Below are 16,963 nucleotides of genomic sequence, written 5' to 3'. Positions count from 1 at the left end.
TATTAACAAGAAAATGATTAGCAAGCTTACTATAAGCGTAATGCTTACTGATTGGATCTTAGAATTATCGTCATTCTGATGTACAAAAATGAAGAACAATCAAATTCAGCACAAAAAATTTAGTTTAAATAATTGTAGCAACTCCGATGACTGGAGATGACCAACATGACTTTACAGGTATAAAAAACACACTGTAACTGATCAACCCCAAAATGAATATCACATCTCGCTAATATCAACATTCTGCGAATTTATACATCTAACAACAGCAATTTCAACACAGATCAACCCGCTCATTCAAAACACCAAAAAAGAATAAATGACAACATTGATATTTTGTTAAATGTACCACAACTATAATCCCATACGTTATTTATAATCATGTATACACCGTGTTAAAAAACCTGAAAAGATTACTGAAACACCCTTTCATCACACATAAAAAATTATGTTTACTTATTTTTCGCAAATAAATAATATCCGCAGTGGATTACTTGTTGAGCAATTTACAAACGTTAATCGTTTCTTTCAAATGAAGTCCTGCATCATTTTTTGACATTGATGTACTCCGGCTGAATCTGCGCCTCTGACAAGTACTCTTCTGGGTAAATAATAAATTTAACGGAGTTATGATGAAGAAAATTACACTCACCTGCACCGCGCTGGTTGCTTTGTTTGCGGCTAATGTTGGCGCGGCAGGAAGTACTAATTACGCCACCACCGCGGGAGCAGGTTCTAAAGCCACCGCGACGGTCCATTTTACCGGTGAAATTGTTGCCAGCACCTGCGTGGTGAACACCGCCAATCCAACAAACACAAACGTCGTATTACCGCAAGTCACCAACCAGTTATTTGGCGGCGCGGGCTCTACCACCGGCGATACTCAGTTTACGTTGCAATTTACCGGCTGTAGTGGCGCAACGGGAGCACACAGCTATGTGGTGGTCTTTACCGGTAAAAATCCTGGCAGTAATACCACATTGTTGGAAGCAACTCGTACAACAGGAGCAGCCACCGATGTCGGCATTGAAGTGGACAATAAAGGTAACTCAGGTAAAGCCCTCGATTTCTCCGCTAGTCAGAATGAAGTGTCATTGACACCGAACCAAAACGGCGATGCACATATTGATTTGGTCGCCAAATATCAGCAAATAGGCGCAACGCTGCCTGCGGCAGGCACAATTACTGCGGATATGAATTACACCGTCATTTATAAATAACGGACGTTGATTGCTATGGATGGCACTGTTCCCTGAATCTGGAAAGTGCACCTGATGAATAAAGTCTTCTTTTATTTGTTGCTGTGCGTGGTTAGCACCGCACACAGCGCGATTAATTTGGGTCAAACACGCGTTATTTATAATGAGAACGATAAAGCAGCGATGTTTGACGTCAACAATAATACAGACAAGCCATATATGGTACAGACATGGCTGGATAAGGGTAATCCGGATGAGACGCCGGCCAATCTGCCAATGATAATTACCCCGCCGATCCTGAAACTCGACGGCCATAAATCCGCCGTGTTGCGGGCGATTTACCAGGGCAACGGGTTTCCCCAGGATGTTGAATCGGTATTGTGGATTAACGTGCAGGAAATCCCCACCATTGAAAACGAGGAAAATACCTTACAACTGGCGCAACGAATTCGCATCAAACTCTTTTATCGCCCTGCGGGGTTGAATATGACGCTACCTGAAGCGGTTGAGAAATTACAGTGGCAATGTCACGGAAATACTCTGCGTGCCGTTAATCCGACACCGTTACATATTTCTCTGACGCAATTGCATATTAACGGCCAAAACGTTGATGCCGATATGGTTAATCCTCATGGCGAACGCACGTTTACGCTGTCGCAGCAAAAAGTTAGCCACATCGACTTTAACTGGGTAGATGATTACGGCGGTACTAACGCGGTCAATAACGTCCCGATATCGTGTTATTAAGCCAGGGGTTGCAATGATGATAAAAAATAAGCAACCGCAACGGTTTAAGGAAAGGGTCTTTACGCTGTCAACGTTGGTCCTGTGTATGCCTGCTTACGCCAGCGGTGCGCCACAGTTTAATACCCGCTTTGTGCATGGTGCGCAAAATATCACCTCCGTGGTGCAAATCGCCCGTAATGATGGGCTTAGCGAAGGGACGTTTGAATACGATATTTATATTGATCATAGCTTCGTTGAGACGCGCAATGTTGCCTTCAAAAGACGTCAGCCAGAAGGCAAGCCACAACCCTGCCTAAGCGCTGACGATCTGCGCAGATACGGGATTAAAATCCCGGATGACCGCAGCGATACCTGCATTGAGCTCACAGCGCTGATAGCAAACAGCCGCCTGACGGCAGATGCAAACTACCAGCGTATTGATATTTCAGTGCCGGAAGCTTTTCTGCTCTCGACCGCACACGATGCAGTCCCGGAGTCTGCCTATGACGATGGGGTTAATGCCGCTTTTGTCGGCTACAACGTCAATACTACCCGCCTGGCCGAACAGGGTCAGGATCATGACTCCGTTTTTGCCAGTTTTGCCAACGGCATCAACCTGGCGGGATGGCATTTCCGTAACCAGTCCACGTTCAGCTACGCCAGCGGTTCAGGCCGCCAGTGGCAGGCGGTTTCTACGTGGGTGGAGCGCAATATTGTTGCGCTACGTAGCCGCTTGCGCATCGGGCAAACCTACACGGATGACAATGTGTTCGACAGCATCCAGTTTACCGGGGCGCAGCTCACCAGCGATGAAAATATGTTGCCTGATAGCCAACGCGATTTTGCCCCGGTCGTTCGCGGCGTCGCCAACAGCAATGCCACAATCGAAATCCGGCAAAATGGCTACCTGATCTACAGTAAAAACGTCGCGCCGGGCGCGTTTGACATCGACGATATTAACCCCAGCAACCAGAGTGGCGATCTGGATGTTAGCGTTATTGAAGCCGATGGCAGCCGTCGCAATTTCAGCGTGCCTTATTCGGCGGTACCGAACATGCTGCGCGCAGATAACAGCCGTTTTCAGTTTACGGCCGGGGAATACCGTGACGGTTACAGTGGCGGCTGGCGGCCCCGTTTTGTCCAGGGAACGTTGAGCTATGGCCTCAGTTCTGGAACCACGCTGTACGGCGGTTTACTGGCGGCGGAAAGTTACAACGCGATTGCCACCGGGGTCGCTCAGGATCTGCATCAGTTTGGCGCGATCTCCTTTGATATCACCACCGCCCGAGCACAGCTTGCCAGCGGAGAAGCGTCCACGGGGCAAAGTTACCGTTTCCTGTATTCTAAATCGCTGAACCAGTACGGCACGGATTTTCGTCTGGTTGGCTACCGCTACAATACATCCGGCTATTACAGCTTTAGCGACACCATTAACGAGCATAACAGCTGGTCCTCGGGTTATTACGACATCGCCTATGACGACCCCAATCAGCAGTTGCGTTACCCTGGCGAGCAGCACAACAAAAAGCATTACTACACCAGTAACTACAATAATCGCCGCCAACGTTTTGAGGTTTCTGTTAATCAGCGTTTGTGGGATAACGCCTCGCTTTACGTCAGCGCCAGCCAGCAAAACTACTGGCACAACGGGAGTCACGACCGCACGATACAACTGGGTTACAACGATACGCTGGGGAAAATTAACTGGAGCGTATACGTGCAGGACACCCGCAACCAGTACGACTACCAGGACCGCAGTATCAACCTGACGTTATCCATCCCATTTGATTTCATGGACAGCCACGGCTTTGTCTCTGCCAACGTGATGCATAGCCAGCAGAATGGCGACAGCTACTCCACCAGCTACAGCAACACCGCATTTGACGATCGTCTGAGCTGGGGCGTTCAAGGCAGTACCACCGATCGACAGGATTCCGCTGCCGGCGTTAACGCCGCCTGGCAAGGCGACAAGATGAACGTTCAGGGAGGCTATAGCGCCGGGCGCAACTACCAGAATATGAATATGGGCATCAGCGGCGGGGCGATGCTGCACGCAGGCGGCGTTACGCTTATGCACTCTCCGGGTGACACCATGGTGTTGGTCGAGGCTCAAAATGCCGACGGCGTCCATATCCAGCAACAAAACGGCGTGGCGATAGACGGTAACGGCTATGCGGTCCTGACTGCGGCAGATGCCTGGCATTACAACGTGGTGAGTCTGAATACCGCCGATATTGGCGCCGGTCTGGATATTCCCCAGGCACAGAAAAAAATTGTCCCGACAGAGAAAGCCATCGGCAAAGTCGTGTTTGAAACTTTCAGCGGGCGCAACTATCTGGTGAATGCAGTCATACCCGGCAACATAGCCCCGCCGGTTGGTGCGATCGTTCGGGATGCCAAAGGCCGCAATCACGGCCTGGTCGGTTTGCATGGCGCTCTGTATGCCAGCGGCGTGGAAGATAATTCGCGCCTGGAAGTGCGCTGGGGCTCACATACCAATGAACACTGCTTTATTCAAATGCCGGATAACCATCACCAGCCGGTGAAGAAAATCGGATATACACAAATTACTGCCCAGTGCGTCGGTTCGTAAGGTGCAATCAATGAATCCGTTAAAAATAGTTAAACTCGTGGTGCTGTTTTGTTTGCCGATCTTCAGTAGTACAAGCTATGCGGTTACCTGTACAGCAAACAGCGTCTCTGTACACGTTGATCCGATTAAAATTAGCCACAGCACCGCCGCCGGAGACACCGTCTGGGTGTCCAATTCACAAACCGTTAGCGTCACCTGCAGCGACACGGACCATATGCCCCAGGGCGAAGCAGCCAGAATCTACATCGATCCCGACCATGAGTTTGCGCATTTTTTGCAGGGAACCAATATGAAACTGGTGGTGAGCATCGATGGTCGTTCTTACGATCAGAGCGCGCAGGCCGTCACCACGCAATATCAGGCAACTCTCCCCCGAACAGGTTCAAACGGCTACTGCAATAGTAACAGCCACAGAAATACCAGTGCCTGCCTGGCACTTCCGCAAACTTTCTCTTTCACCTTTAACCTCAGTCTGGTCGCCACCGGAAAGCTCCCGGATCCTTTGCCCGCGCTGGCGGGTCGCACCATCAACAAAGTTTTCGTCGTCGACGGTATTGGCAGCATTAACTCTTGCAGTACGCATTGTTCCGCCAGCAATCCGGCAAAAAACTTTGGCCCCGCGCTGACCGGCCTGAATAACATCAGTTATATCAACTGCGAACCGATCGTCTTGATCGCCTCTGATAAGGGAACGGATACCGTCGAGTTTGGCAGGATCAGCATTACCGAAGCCAAAGCGGGCAAGGATAACAGCCACAGCAAACAGTTTGCCGTTATCGCTGCAGAAACTGCCGGGAAGCATGAATGTCGCGGCATCAATTACGCGATAACCTTTACCGGCACCACGCACAACAGCGGCACGGTTTTTACCGGTCAGGGTACGCCGGATATCGGCGTTACGCTTCAGGATGCTGCACGGCCCAGCGCCGGGGATATTATCAGCGGCAACCGCATCGATTTTACCAGCGGCGCGTTTAACAACCAGAGCGACAGTCGGCGCAAAGAGTTCATGGCGACCCTGTTCTGGCTGAAGAATCCTCCTCAACCAGGCGCATTTAGTATCCCGGTCAATGCGACAGTGACCTTTAAATAACGGGCGCAGGACGACACCGATCGTCCTGCCCTTCTCGCTCCAGACATAAAAACCGCATCCGTACGCTTAACCCGCCTAATGCTTCACTCCGGGATAGCTGTGGGTGCGTACGATGCAGGCGAGCAATGTCGTTGACCAGCGCCAGACCGATTCCTGCCCCAGGAATATTGCCGACGTTATCCAGACGATGAAACGGGAGCAGCGCCTGATGCACCATTTGTTCATCAATGCCTGGCCCGCTATCTTCAACCACCAGCACCACAGCCTCTCCTTCTCGCCGCAGTCGGGCAGTCACCACGCCTAACGGCGGCGTGTATTTCAGTGCGTTATCCAGCAGATTCCCGCACAGTTCCCCGAGCAAGACTTCGTCGCCCTCGACCCACACCGCGTCCTGATCCCCTTCATAGCCCAGATCGATCCCTTTACTACGCGCTTGCGCCAGTCGGGTAAAACAGCTGGTTTGCACCACCTCATACAGATTAACCGGCGAGAAATGCCTTTCCCCTTGCTCTTTGCGCTTCACCGCAGACAACTGCAACAGCCTTTCAGTCAGTTGAATGGTGTTATCCAGCGTGGTACTCATGGCTTGCAGACTCTCGTACCACTGCTGCGGCTGCTGACTGGCGAGAGCCACCGCCGCCTGAGTTTTCAGCACTGCCAACGGCGTTTTAAGCTGATGGGAAGCATCCGCGCTGAAGCGCTCCTGGCGAGAAATCAGGCCGCGAAGTCGGTCCAGATAGCGGTTAAACGCCACAATCAGTAGACGGGTTTCCGACCACGGCAGCAGCTCCGGCAGCGGCGTCAGTAGCCCCGGCTCACGACGCACCATCAGCGATGACAGCTGGCGCATCGGGCGTAGCACCCGGCGCAGCAGCCAGCCAACCAGCACCAGAGTCAGTAGTACCAGCAGCCCTTGCGAGACCCACGAGGAAAACAACAGCTGTCGCGCCAGATAACGCCGCGATTGCAGCGTTTCGGCAACATAAATCTCCGCCATGCCAACAATGCCACCTTCGTTGACAGGCTGCAGCAGACGCGCCACACGGATTGCCTCACCGCGATATTCAGTGTGATAAAACCATGCCAGCGCCGGATAAAGCCGCGTGCGCGAGGTAGCAGGCGGCATCGCCGGTAAATCGTCATAACCAGAGATAACCTTCCCCGCCGGATCAACCACTTTGTAATACAGTCGGTCGTTCATATTCAATTCAAAGCTGTCCAGCACCACCCATGGCACATTCACTTCTAACTGTTTATTGCCCACCACCAGCCGCTCGGAGACGGTCCTGGCGGATGAAAGCAGCGTGCGGTCATACGCCTGGGTCGCCGCCTGTAGCGCACTGACATAGCTGTTAAATGCTGACAGGCCCCACAGCAACATTAGCGGCAGGCCCAAAAACATCAGCAGTTGCAGGTATAACGATTGGGGTTTAACCCACTTCATCGCTACGCTCCAGCACATAACCCAGACCACGTAATGTGGCGATGCGCACATCGCTTCCCTGTAGCTTTTTGCGCAAACGATGGATATACAGCTCAATGCTTTCAGGACTGACCTCATCACTCAGGCTGAAGACCTGCTCAAACAACTGCTGGCGTGAAACTGGTCGCAACCGACGGTACATCAGCACCGTCAACAGCGCCTGTTCTCGCGGCGTGAGCGCCAACGGCTGCCCCTGCAACAGAAAATAGCCTTCATCGTGAAACGCCAGCTCCCCCAGTTGCTGGATGCCTTGCACCTGTCCCGCACTGCGACGCAGCAAGGCTCGCAACCGAGCATCCAACTCCTCTATTTCAAACGGTTTTGCCAGATAGTCATCGGCTCCGACGTTCAACCCTTTCACCCGATCGGCCACCGCGCTACGCGCCGTCAGCAGCAGGACAGGAAGCGTCTGCCCGCGTTTGCGCAGCCGCTTAACGACTTCCAGACCATCCAGCCCCGGCATATTGATATCCAGCACCGCCAACGCGTATGTTTCGCCATGTAAAAGATGGTCGGCCGCCAGGCCATCAAAAACGCAGTCAACGGCAAAACCGTTTTGCACCAGCGCTTTCTCCAGCCAGTGAGCTAACTCACGGTTATCTTCCGCTAATAAGAGACGCATATCACATCCTGTAAAGTTTCTGCCGCATTGAAAGGGAATTGAAAGGTTAATGTTTTAACAATCACGCAACCGAACTGCTACACATCGGCTCACATAATCACAAAAATCTTCTTCCGTACCCGAAAATCCGGTTTTCCGGCGTGAGGATAAACAATGAAAAAACAGTTACTTCGTACCCTTACTGCAAGCATTTTACTGATGAGTACCTCTGTACTGGCCGAACAAGCGCCATCGCGCACTGAATGTATCGCCCCTGCTAAACCCGGCGGTGGTTTCGATCTCACCTGTAAGTTGATTCAGGTGAGCATGATGGAAACCGGTGCTATCGAAAAACCGATGCGCGTAACTTATATGCCTGGCGGCGTTGGTGCCGTGGCCTATAACGCGATCGTCGCTCAACGCCCGGCTGAAGCGGGAACCGTGGTGGCCTTCTCCGGCGGCTCCCTGCTGAACCTGTCACAGGGCAAGTTTGGTCGCTACGGTGTGGATGATGTCCGCTGGCTGGCAAGTGTCGGCACCGACTACGGCATGATTGCCGTACGTCAGGATGCGCCATGGAAGACGCTGAAAGATCTGCTTACGGCAATGGAGAAAGACCCTAACAGCGTGGTCATTGGCGCAGGTGCTTCTATCGGTAGCCAGGACTGGATGAAGTCGGCGCTGCTGGCGCAAAAAGCCAATGTCGATCCGCACAAGATGCGCTATGTGGCTTTTGAGGGCGGTGGCGAACCGGTTACCGCATTGATGGGAAATCACGTACAAGTGGTTTCCGGCGATCTCAGTGAGATGGTGCCCTACCTCAGCGGCGACAAAATCCGCGTGCTCGCGGTATTCTCCGATCAACGCCTACCGGGCCAGTTAGCCAACGTGCCAACCGCCAAAGAGCAGGGTTATGACCTCGTGTGGCCTATCATTCGTGGCTTCTACGTTGGGCCAAAAGTCAGCGACGCCGAGTATCAGTGGTGGGTTGATGCCTTTAACAAACTCCAGCAGACCGATGAGTTTAAAAAACAACGCGATCTGCGCGGTCTGTTTGAGTTCAACATGAGCGGCAAACAGCTCGACGACTACGTGAAAAAACAGGTTACGGATTATCGTGAGCAGGCGAAAGCCTTCGGTCTGGCGAAGTAAACGCAGAGGCAAAGATGATGAGCGATCGTATTTTTGCAGGTATCTGGCTGTTGCTCTGCATAGCCGGGCTGTTCGTGGCCTGGCAAATCAGCAGCGAATACAGCTATGAACCCGTAGGGCCGCGTCCCTTCCCGCTGGGCATTATCAGTCTGATGTTGGTATGCGCCGTGGCGCTGCTGTTGCGCCATCCGGATACCATCAGTTGGCCCCGTCGCCACGTGCTGCAAAAGCTGCTGACGATGGTAATTGTTCTGTTGATGTACGCCTGGGGTTTTGAGTGGCTCGGTTTTCCCATCGCCACCGCCATTCTCACCGTGGTGATTGGCATGCTGTTCGGCGCAACCATCCCGGCTGCGGGTATTTCCGGCGCAGTGCTCGGCATTCTGCTGTGGTATGCCTTTGACCGACTGCTTGACGTCACCTTACCACTCGGCGCCTGGCTGGGTTAACGGAGAAACGATGGATACCTGGATTTATCTTTCTCAGGGTTTCGCGGTGGCAATGACGCCGGAAAACCTGGTCATCGCCTTGATAGGCTGTTTTGTAGGCACCATTGTGGGTTTGCTGCCTGGCCTTGGGCCAATCAACGGCGTGGCGATCCTGCTGCCGCTGGCCTTTGCTTTGCATCTGCCCGCAGAATCCGCGCTGATCCTGCTGGCTACGGTTTACATTGGCTGTGAATATGGCGGGCGCATCTCCTCCATCCTGCTGAATGTTCCCGGCGATGCGGCGGCGATTATGACCGCGCTGGATGGTTACCCGATGGCGCAGCAAGGACGCGGCGGCGTGGCGCTCTCTATCTCGGCGGTCAGCTCTTTCTTTGGTTCGCTTATCGCCATTGGCGGCATCATTCTGTTCGCCCCAGCGTTAGCCCAATGGTCGCTGGCCTTCGGTCCGGCAGAATACTTTGCCTTAATGGTTTTCGCCATTGCCTGTCTCGGCAGCATGATGGCGCAAAATCCGCTGAAATCATTTCTGGCAGCGCTTATCGGTCTCGGACTTGCGACCGTCGGCGTAGACGCCAACACCGGGGTTTATCGCTTTACTTTTGACAGTGTCCATCTCTCCGACGGTGTGCAGTTTATCGTAGTGGTGATTGGGCTGTTCTCTGTCTCTGAAATACTGTTAATGCTGGAACATACCAGCAGTGGCCAGACGCTGGTGCGTAAAACGGGCCGCATGTTGTTCAACGCCAAAGAAGGCGCACAGTGCGTAGGGGCCACCCTGCGTTCATCAGTGATTGGCTTTTTCGTCGGCGTTCTGCCTGGCGCTGGCGCCACCATTGCCAGTGCCATCACCTACATGACCGAGAAAAAGCTCAGCGGCAACAGCGACAGCTTTGGCAAGGGGGATATTCGTGGCGTAGCAGCACCAGAAGCCGCCAACAACGCCTCGGCCTGCGGCTCTTTCATCCCAATGCTGACGCTCGGCGTGCCGGGCTCCGGTACCACGGCGGTGATGATGGGCGCGCTGACGCTGTACAACATCACCCCGGGGCCGGCGATGTTCACTGAACAGCCGGATATCGTCTGGGGGCTGATTGCAGCGCTGCTGATCGCTAACGTAATGCTGCTGGTGATGAACATTCCACTGATCGGTCTGTTTACCCGCATGCTGACCATTCCGCTGTGGTTTTTGGTACCCGCTATTGCGGCAGTCTCCGCGGTAGGTGTGTACGCTGTCCACAGCACTACCTTCGATTTGGTGTTGATGGTCGCCCTCGGCGTGCTGGGCTACATTTTGCGTAAAATGCACTTCCCAATGTCGCCATTGATTCTGGGCTTCGTTCTCGGGGAAATGCTGGAGCAGAACCTGCGCCGGGCGTTGTCTATCAGTAACGGGAGTATGGATATTCTGTGGGCCAGCGGCGTGGCGAAAGTGCTGCTGGTGATGGCGGTACTGGTTATCGTGGTCCCGCCGGTGCTGCGCATGATCCGTAAACGCAACAGTAAACCGCAGGTAGATGCAGGTTAGTCAATATTGCCGGCCAACTACGCGATGGCGTTGTTGGCCGGCTAACATACTGCTGGTTATGGCTGTACGCACGGACACGTTAGCTCGTGGGGACCGCAGTAATACATCACTTTATTTCTGCCTGCATTTTTTGCGGCGTAAAGTGCAGCATCAGCATAGGAAACGACTTTATCACCCGATTCATCTTTCGGAGAACTAAAATAAACCCCGATGCTTATTGTCATCTGTTCTTTAATACCAAATACATTTGGCGGTAACGTGAGTTTTTCTACATTTTGTCGAATCCGCTCAGCCACCACCATAGCCTCCTGTTTATCATTGCATTTCAATAAAATACCAAACTCCTCTCCCCCCACCCGAGCAAATACATCGGAGTCACGAATCGATTTATTAATGATATAAACGATGGAGACGATCACCTTATCTCCCTCCTGATGTCCATAAGTGTCGTTAATCCTCTTAAATTTATCAATATCAAGCATCAACACACAAACATTTCCACGTAGCATGGCAGAGTTAAGTGTTTTATAGAACAGCTTACGATTATAAATTTTGGTTAGTGCATCTCTCATAGAGGATTCCGTTTCTCTTTTTAGTAGCAGGAAAGTATTAAACATTAAAATTGAGATTACGCATAATGCGCTTATTATTTCAAGTCCGCGACTGACGTACCAGATATACATACTGTACTCATCAAGAGTGATAAGTAATAAATTGGTTAATATCGCCGAGCAGCACATCAGAGCGATACTGACCCACAACGCATTGTTCAATCGGGTTTTCAACGTAAGGTAGACTAAAGCTATGGCCCAACCTGCAATTAACGAATAAATGTATCTTAATTCCCAATGCAACGTCACCAGATCGTCTTTTAAACAGGTGATATCTATCACGACATCGGGATTATAACTTGATAAATTATGAGCAAGAATACCTATTGCGACCACAACGATGACCGTTATCATCTCCAGTATCGGCTTCTTTTGTTTATCCTCAATGACAATCGTATCGTTTCTATACGCTTTAATGCCGATACACAGCGTAATGATAAAACTCAATTGCCGAAAGTAGTAAAAGATAGCAATGTCATTGCTTCTCTGTTCGATTGAAACACTATCATTAATCAGCGCCTGCACAATATAGATCGTTTCAATAAAATAGATATCACAGCTAATAAATGCTATACCCAGAATAAAGATATAGGATAACTCTTTTCGACATAGATATTGAAACAGCATAAACAAAAACATTATTGTATAGAGAAACAACAGTCCCACAATGACGATTAAGTATGTTGTTTGCGGGACGTTTTTTACACTTATTTTAAATTGCGAAAGACATAACCCCACGCCCAAATACAAGACGATCAATATAACATAAAAACCAATAATCCACCCATTACTAAATCTATACGTTTTTTTGTTCATACTTATCCAGGTGATGAATATTTCTGGCATTTTTATATTATTTATCTTTCCTTTGCAAATAAAGTTTATTAGTCATAATACAACTGTATGTTTTCTAAGAAAATTAAATTACTCATCAGCCAGATGTATAAAATTTATTATTGACATAATAATACACTATTTTGTGTCGATATTGTTACCACACACAAAAAAAATTATAATTTTCATAATAGCAAGTAATCCTCCTAAAAAAATTAACGTAGGTGCCTTAGGGATTTTTAAAAAGTTATACTCGTATGGCTTACACATCCAGTTACCAGAAGTACTTATGCTTTCATCACACAAAAGAGTTAATTTGCACCAGTCGGTTGTCTGGCAATGCATTGCACATTTCTTATGTTAGATCGATGCACATTTTAGTCCACATGGTAATTATTAGATCTTTATTCAAATTATATTATTTTTAATAAATTTAACATTTAATAAACATCAATTTTCTATTATATTGATTAAACCTTTATCATTATTTAATAAATACCGAGGAGCATTATCGCCAAATTCATCAAAACACATAATGTTATAATTAACAAAAAAACATCTTCACAATTGATTTTATTGGATTTTTTGTAACTCCTGAATTAAATCAACCCGCAAAAATGCCAAATATAAAACTGTGAGCTATTTACTAAATCAATGTTAAAGCTATTATTAAAGAAGAGTTCATCAATGAACCATTCAAGCCAATAGTTATCATTTTGCGCCATGAGGAAGAAATGAACATTAAGGATGGCTTTGCAGAACATTACTCTTCTATTCCAGCGCCAGGGACCCTAACACCAGGAATGGTAGATAAAACCCATTTCCATTTGCTTATTGATATATCCAGTATATATAGTGAAAAGATTATATACGCACTCGAACTTCATTTAGTTAATGGATTAAAACGAAATGAAGCTTGTCTTATCAGCGGCATCTCACAGAGTTGTCTGTCAATTAAACTCAGGCAATTGCAACGCATTAGTCGCTCCGTCGTACAGATGTACCCTTGGTATTGTGCAAATATTAATTAACTTACCTAATTCATATAAAATGAGTAATAATATTAAGATCGTGTGCGTATCGGCTAATAGCTATCTGAAGTTAGCCATCCAGAACCTGGTGGATTTCACATGGATAAATGAATCAGACCTTTCGCCTGCGTTTTGCTATCCATCAGCAAGCATCGGCATCATGTTGCTAGTAACCACGGGTAGTACCCTTAAACAACGTATCAAAATGCTCGATATGACGCGTAAGATTTCCAACAACTACGGCTGGAAAGGCATTGTGTTATATGATCAAAAAAATGCGAATGAAAGACGTTTTGTCGATATGACCGGACTGAGGGCCTATGACATCAGAACGCCGATTGCGGATTTAAAAGATTCCATTGAAAGAAGTACTTATCTTCGCTCCCGTCATCCTCACTGTGCTAACGGCATATTGGGGCTTACAAAATATCAATGGGAAGCATTATGGCTCTCATTTATAGGTGTTGAGATAAAAGAGATTGCAGAAAAGACTGGACGTACACCACCAACATTGTATGCGCACAGGAAAGCAGGTCTAAACTATTTAAAATTGAATCATCTTCATGAATTCAAAAATGTCATAGCTAGCTTTTAATGTAGACACTTGAGAAAATCATTCTACTCCATTTTAAGTTCCTCTCCTCTATACGTTAATGAATATTTTAACGCCCCTTATCGATGCAAATCATCAGGGGCGTAATTACGTTAAGTGGAGCAGTTTACTTAATATTAAACTGACAATTTATACATTTATTTTCTTCTTGACGGTTATGGTAGCTTAACATCACCAATAACAAAGAAAAAATAAGTCCTACAAGCGCTGACAATAAAAGAACCATAGTAGTATTGTATCGAGCCACCACTACCGGCTCTGATATAATAACAATATCGCCCTTATCCAAATAACGTTTCGTTGCCACTGTGATTAAATAGACACGCGATAGGGTCTCTGTTGATTTATTATCAGCGTGCCGCGCATTTAACTCCTGCAATACGTTGTCGACATCATCTGCATACCATGCATTGAGTGCGGCGTTAAGAGAGAGCAGTGAGTTCTCAATTTCATTTGCTTCATTCCTGGAAACCAAGGCTTTCAGATTCAGGGTATTACTTTTTTTATTTTCATTGACACTAAAGCGACTATCAACTCTGGACACCAATAATGTTTTGAATATTTCATTACGGCATTCAACATCATCGTTGCATGAAGTGTAAAAAAATGGTGAGTAAACTTTCGGTGTAATATCAAGTGTTAACGTCACCTTATCGTTATTGATGTAACAAAACACGCCACCTATTACAATACAGAAAAACACGATAAATGATATTAGTAGATATTTATTAAAGGCATACCTTATAAAATCTAATAAATCAATTTCTTCATTAGAGCTCATTTTTTCACCCAACATTTACAAAGTGACAATCCAGGAAAGCAAGCATGCGATAAAAACTGTGCTTACAGCCAGAGCACTAATGAATATCTTTGCTGATAAAGTATACTTCATTTAATCATCCATCTATCCCAGCAATATTTAACTTTGTATTATGATAGTAAAATAAGACCAAGTGTAAACATGGAAAAAAAGTGGCTATTTTTTTTGTTATTCAGCCTAACAAATATACAGTAAATTGTTAATAAAACAGTTAAAAAATTGTGATATAAAAATGCACGTATCGTTATTACAAATAAAAGTTATATAAATTTAATAAAATATATCGCTAAACAAAGAATAATCCATAACTCAAGTTAAAATGTAACAATATATTTCATCAACCAAAGGAAAATAATCACCACCGCAAAATTTCATAAAAACACTTGAAAACCTACTCTATACATCGCCGTCCAGGATCGATAAACGCTTAATCATTCGCTCATGCTTCACAATAATGAACTCGTTATATATATCATTTTTTATATAAATTTATATAAAATTAGATTATTGATTTTTACGGATTTTAGATTAAATTAGAGTTATTACAAATTATTAAATTTTATATTTTTCTATGGCAAAAAATGAACTTTTGAAACCAAAGCCATGGATCCTTTTATGTCACAGCGCCATCCTTCTCAGTCACACTGCCGTCCACGTAGCTATCGTTCTTTGTCAAATGGAAGCCTCAGCCAAGAACATTTCAATGTTTTAATTAAAATCGCTCGCATCAACAGCAGGAATAATATTGCAGCACTAAAAGATTTCCTGGTCGTCGGGAAGAAACGCAAAGATGCCTGCAACGCGAATAAAACTTCATTAAGTTACTTCTCAGTTAAACTGCGTCAGTTACAGAGTATTAGCGACGATATTATTACCATCTACCCTTTCTACGCCGAGTATTCACAGTCGTATTCGGTCTCTGCCAATAGCGCAACTGAGCAATCAAAGCAGTCGCCATAAATCTGAAGAAGAAAAAGACTAATTGGCCACGTGGAACACGTGGCACCACTCAAAAAATTCATTAATATCCAAAAAGTTAGATAGACAAAAACTCTGCTGGTATGACGCCTTCCCGCCTCACCCCGTGATATCCACACCGTTTACAATGTTAAATAATTGTTGCCTTTGATCACAAATAACAAACAAAGAAGCTCATTCTGTGCGCGTTTTTCAAAAATGTAGATATTTTTAATTTATGGCTACGAAACGAGCTGCGCCATATCTCCCTGACAATCTACTGAGAGGAACGATTTGATGAACGCACTGACTGCCGTAAAACCGAACGCTGAAGATCCAGCCCAGCACTACAGCGGTTTCACGCTGAAACCATCAGCCCAGTCCCCACGCCTGCTGGAGCTGACTTTTTCCGCTGAAACCACTGAGCAATTTCTGCAGGCCGTCGCGCAGTGGCCGGTGCAGGCGCTGGAATACAAATCCTTCTTGCGCTTCAAAGTGGGCAAGATCCTCGACGACCTGTGCGGCAATCAGTTGCAGCCTCTGCTGCTGAAAACGTTGCTCGATCGTGCCGAAGGCGCACTGCTGATCAATGCCGTCGGCGTGGATGATGTGGCGCAGGCAGAAGAGATGGTCAAGCTGGCGACGGCGGTAGCGCATCTAATCGGACGCTCGAATTTTGATGCGATGAGCGGTCAATATTACGCACGTTTTGTGGTGAAAAACGTCGATAACTCAGACAGCTATCTGCGCCAGCCTCACCGAGTAATGGAATTGCACAACGACGGAACCTATCTCGAAGAAATCACCGATTACGTGCTGATGATGAAGATTGACGAGCAGAACATGACCGGCGGTAACTCGCTGCTGCTGCACCTCGACGACTGGGAACATCTGGATCAGTACTTCACCCATCCGCTGGCGCGTCGCCCTATGCGCTTTGCCGCGCCGCCAAGCAAAAACGTGAGCCAGGAAGTGTTCCATCCGGTATTTGACGTTGACCAGCAGGGTCGTCCGGTGATGCGCTACATCGACCAGTTCGTCCAGCCAAAAGACTATGAAGAAGGCGTCTGGCTGAGTGACCTGTCCGACGCGCTGGAAACCAGCAAAAGTATTATTTCCGTACCGGTTTCAGTGGGTAAATTCCTGCTGATCAACAACCTGTTCTGGCTGCACGGTCGCGATCGTTTCACCTCGCATCCTGACCTGCGCCGCGAACTGATGCGCCAACGTGGTTATTTCGCTTACGCGACAAACCACTACCAGACTCATCAGTAAG

General features: G+C 47.7%; 15 protein-coding genes. 11 read left to right on the top strand and 4 right to left on the bottom strand.

Translation table 11 applies throughout. The annotated features are described in order from the left end of the window. The first annotated feature begins 632 nt into the window (after positions 1-632). The 4 genes from GUC46_RS05455 to GUC46_RS05440 are packed head-to-tail and all read left to right on the top strand — an operon-like array spanning position 633 to position 5,611. On the top strand, positions 633-1,220 hold the full coding sequence (locus tag GUC46_RS05455) for a fimbrial protein (RefSeq protein ID WP_003839725.1): 588 nt from the start codon (positions 633-635) through the stop codon (positions 1,218-1,220). 54 nt (positions 1,221-1,274) lie between these two features. Then, positions 1,275-1,946, top strand: a complete 672-nt coding sequence (locus GUC46_RS05450; protein ID WP_044713295.1) for a molecular chaperone — start codon at positions 1,275-1,277, stop codon at positions 1,944-1,946. A gap of 13 nt (positions 1,947-1,959) precedes the next feature. Next, on the top strand, positions 1,960-4,518 hold the full coding sequence (locus tag GUC46_RS05445) for a fimbria/pilus outer membrane usher protein (protein WP_058842601.1): 2,559 nt from the start codon (positions 1,960-1,962) through the stop codon (positions 4,516-4,518). Positions 4,519-4,528: 10 nt separating this feature from the next. Then, the gene (locus GUC46_RS05440) at positions 4,529-5,611 is read left to right on the top strand and encodes a fimbrial protein (protein ID WP_121571988.1); all 1,083 of its coding nucleotides are present in this window, start codon (positions 4,529-4,531) and stop codon (positions 5,609-5,611) included. On the opposite strand, the gene GUC46_RS05435 is transcribed toward GUC46_RS05440, so the two are convergent. Further along, complete coding sequence (locus tag GUC46_RS05435; protein ID WP_160179879.1) at positions 5,604-7,055, bottom strand: sensor histidine kinase; 1,452 nt, start codon at positions 7,053-7,055, stop codon at positions 5,604-5,606. The genes GUC46_RS05440 and GUC46_RS05435 overlap by 8 nt on opposite strands. Further along, positions 7,042-7,716: a transcriptional regulator TctD gene (gene tctD / locus GUC46_RS05430; protein ID WP_016150859.1), complete on the bottom strand. Its 675-nt coding sequence runs from the start codon at positions 7,714-7,716 to the stop codon at positions 7,042-7,044. The genes GUC46_RS05435 and tctD overlap by 14 nt, the downstream gene beginning before the upstream one ends. 153 nt (positions 7,717-7,869) lie before the next feature. Between tctD and GUC46_RS05425 the strand changes: the two genes are divergently transcribed. From GUC46_RS05425 to GUC46_RS05415, 3 genes are read left to right on the top strand one after another with little or no spacing between them, the layout of a single operon-like run. After that, positions 7,870-8,847, top strand: a complete 978-nt coding sequence (locus tag GUC46_RS05425) for a tripartite tricarboxylate transporter substrate binding protein (protein ID WP_003846007.1) — start codon at positions 7,870-7,872, stop codon at positions 8,845-8,847. A gap of 14 nt (positions 8,848-8,861) precedes the next feature. Continuing rightward, positions 8,862-9,296 carry a tripartite tricarboxylate transporter TctB family protein gene (locus GUC46_RS05420; protein WP_008321484.1) on the top strand — a complete coding sequence of 145 codons (435 nt, stop codon included), beginning with the start codon at positions 8,862-8,864 and terminating at the stop codon, positions 9,294-9,296. Between the two features lie 10 nt (positions 9,297-9,306). Next, positions 9,307-10,821, top strand: coding sequence for a tripartite tricarboxylate transporter permease (locus tag GUC46_RS05415; RefSeq protein ID WP_044713304.1), 1,515 nt, complete (start codon positions 9,307-9,309; stop codon positions 10,819-10,821). A 56-nt stretch (positions 10,822-10,877) separates the two neighbouring features. Here the strand turns inward: GUC46_RS05415 and GUC46_RS05410 are convergent, their stop codons facing one another. Continuing rightward, positions 10,878-12,248 (bottom strand): sensor domain-containing diguanylate cyclase, encoded by a 1,371-nt coding sequence (locus tag GUC46_RS05410; RefSeq protein WP_052755115.1) that lies wholly within the window; start codon positions 12,246-12,248, stop codon positions 10,878-10,880. A 752-nt stretch (positions 12,249-13,000) separates the two neighbouring features. On the opposite strand from GUC46_RS05410, the gene GUC46_RS05405 reads away from it, so the two are divergent. Both GUC46_RS05405 and GUC46_RS05400 read left to right on the top strand, forming a co-directional pair. Further along, the gene (locus GUC46_RS05405; RefSeq protein ID WP_071891781.1) at positions 13,001-13,297 is read left to right on the top strand and encodes a PapB/FocB family fimbrial expression transcriptional regulator; all 297 of its coding nucleotides are present in this window, start codon (positions 13,001-13,003) and stop codon (positions 13,295-13,297) included. A 19-nt stretch (positions 13,298-13,316) separates the two neighbouring features. Then, positions 13,317-13,892 (top strand): hypothetical protein, encoded by a 576-nt coding sequence (locus tag GUC46_RS05400; protein WP_071891779.1) that lies wholly within the window; start codon positions 13,317-13,319, stop codon positions 13,890-13,892. A gap of 124 nt (positions 13,893-14,016) precedes the next feature. On the opposite strand, the gene GUC46_RS05395 is transcribed toward GUC46_RS05400, so the two are convergent. Beyond that, positions 14,017-14,691, bottom strand: coding sequence for a hypothetical protein (locus GUC46_RS05395; protein ID WP_130715436.1), 675 nt, complete (start codon positions 14,689-14,691; stop codon positions 14,017-14,019). A gap of 654 nt (positions 14,692-15,345) precedes the next feature. On the opposite strand from GUC46_RS05395, the gene GUC46_RS05390 reads away from it, so the two are divergent. Beyond that, positions 15,346-15,690, top strand: coding sequence for a PapB/FocB family fimbrial expression transcriptional regulator (locus tag GUC46_RS05390; protein WP_160179877.1), 345 nt, complete (start codon positions 15,346-15,348; stop codon positions 15,688-15,690). Between the two features lie 294 nt (positions 15,691-15,984). Next, on the top strand, positions 15,985-16,962 hold the full coding sequence (glaH, locus tag GUC46_RS05385; RefSeq protein ID WP_003839704.1) for a glutarate dioxygenase GlaH: 978 nt from the start codon (positions 15,985-15,987) through the stop codon (positions 16,960-16,962). The last annotated feature ends 1 nt before the right edge of the window (position 16,963 follow it).

The sequence above is a fragment of the Citrobacter sp. LUTT5 genome (genome assembly GCF_009905315.1).
Lineage (GTDB): Bacteria > Pseudomonadota > Gammaproteobacteria > Enterobacterales > Enterobacteriaceae > Citrobacter > Citrobacter freundii.
Note: the sequence above shows the minus strand (reverse complement) of the source record. Positions and strands in the feature narration are given on the sequence as shown.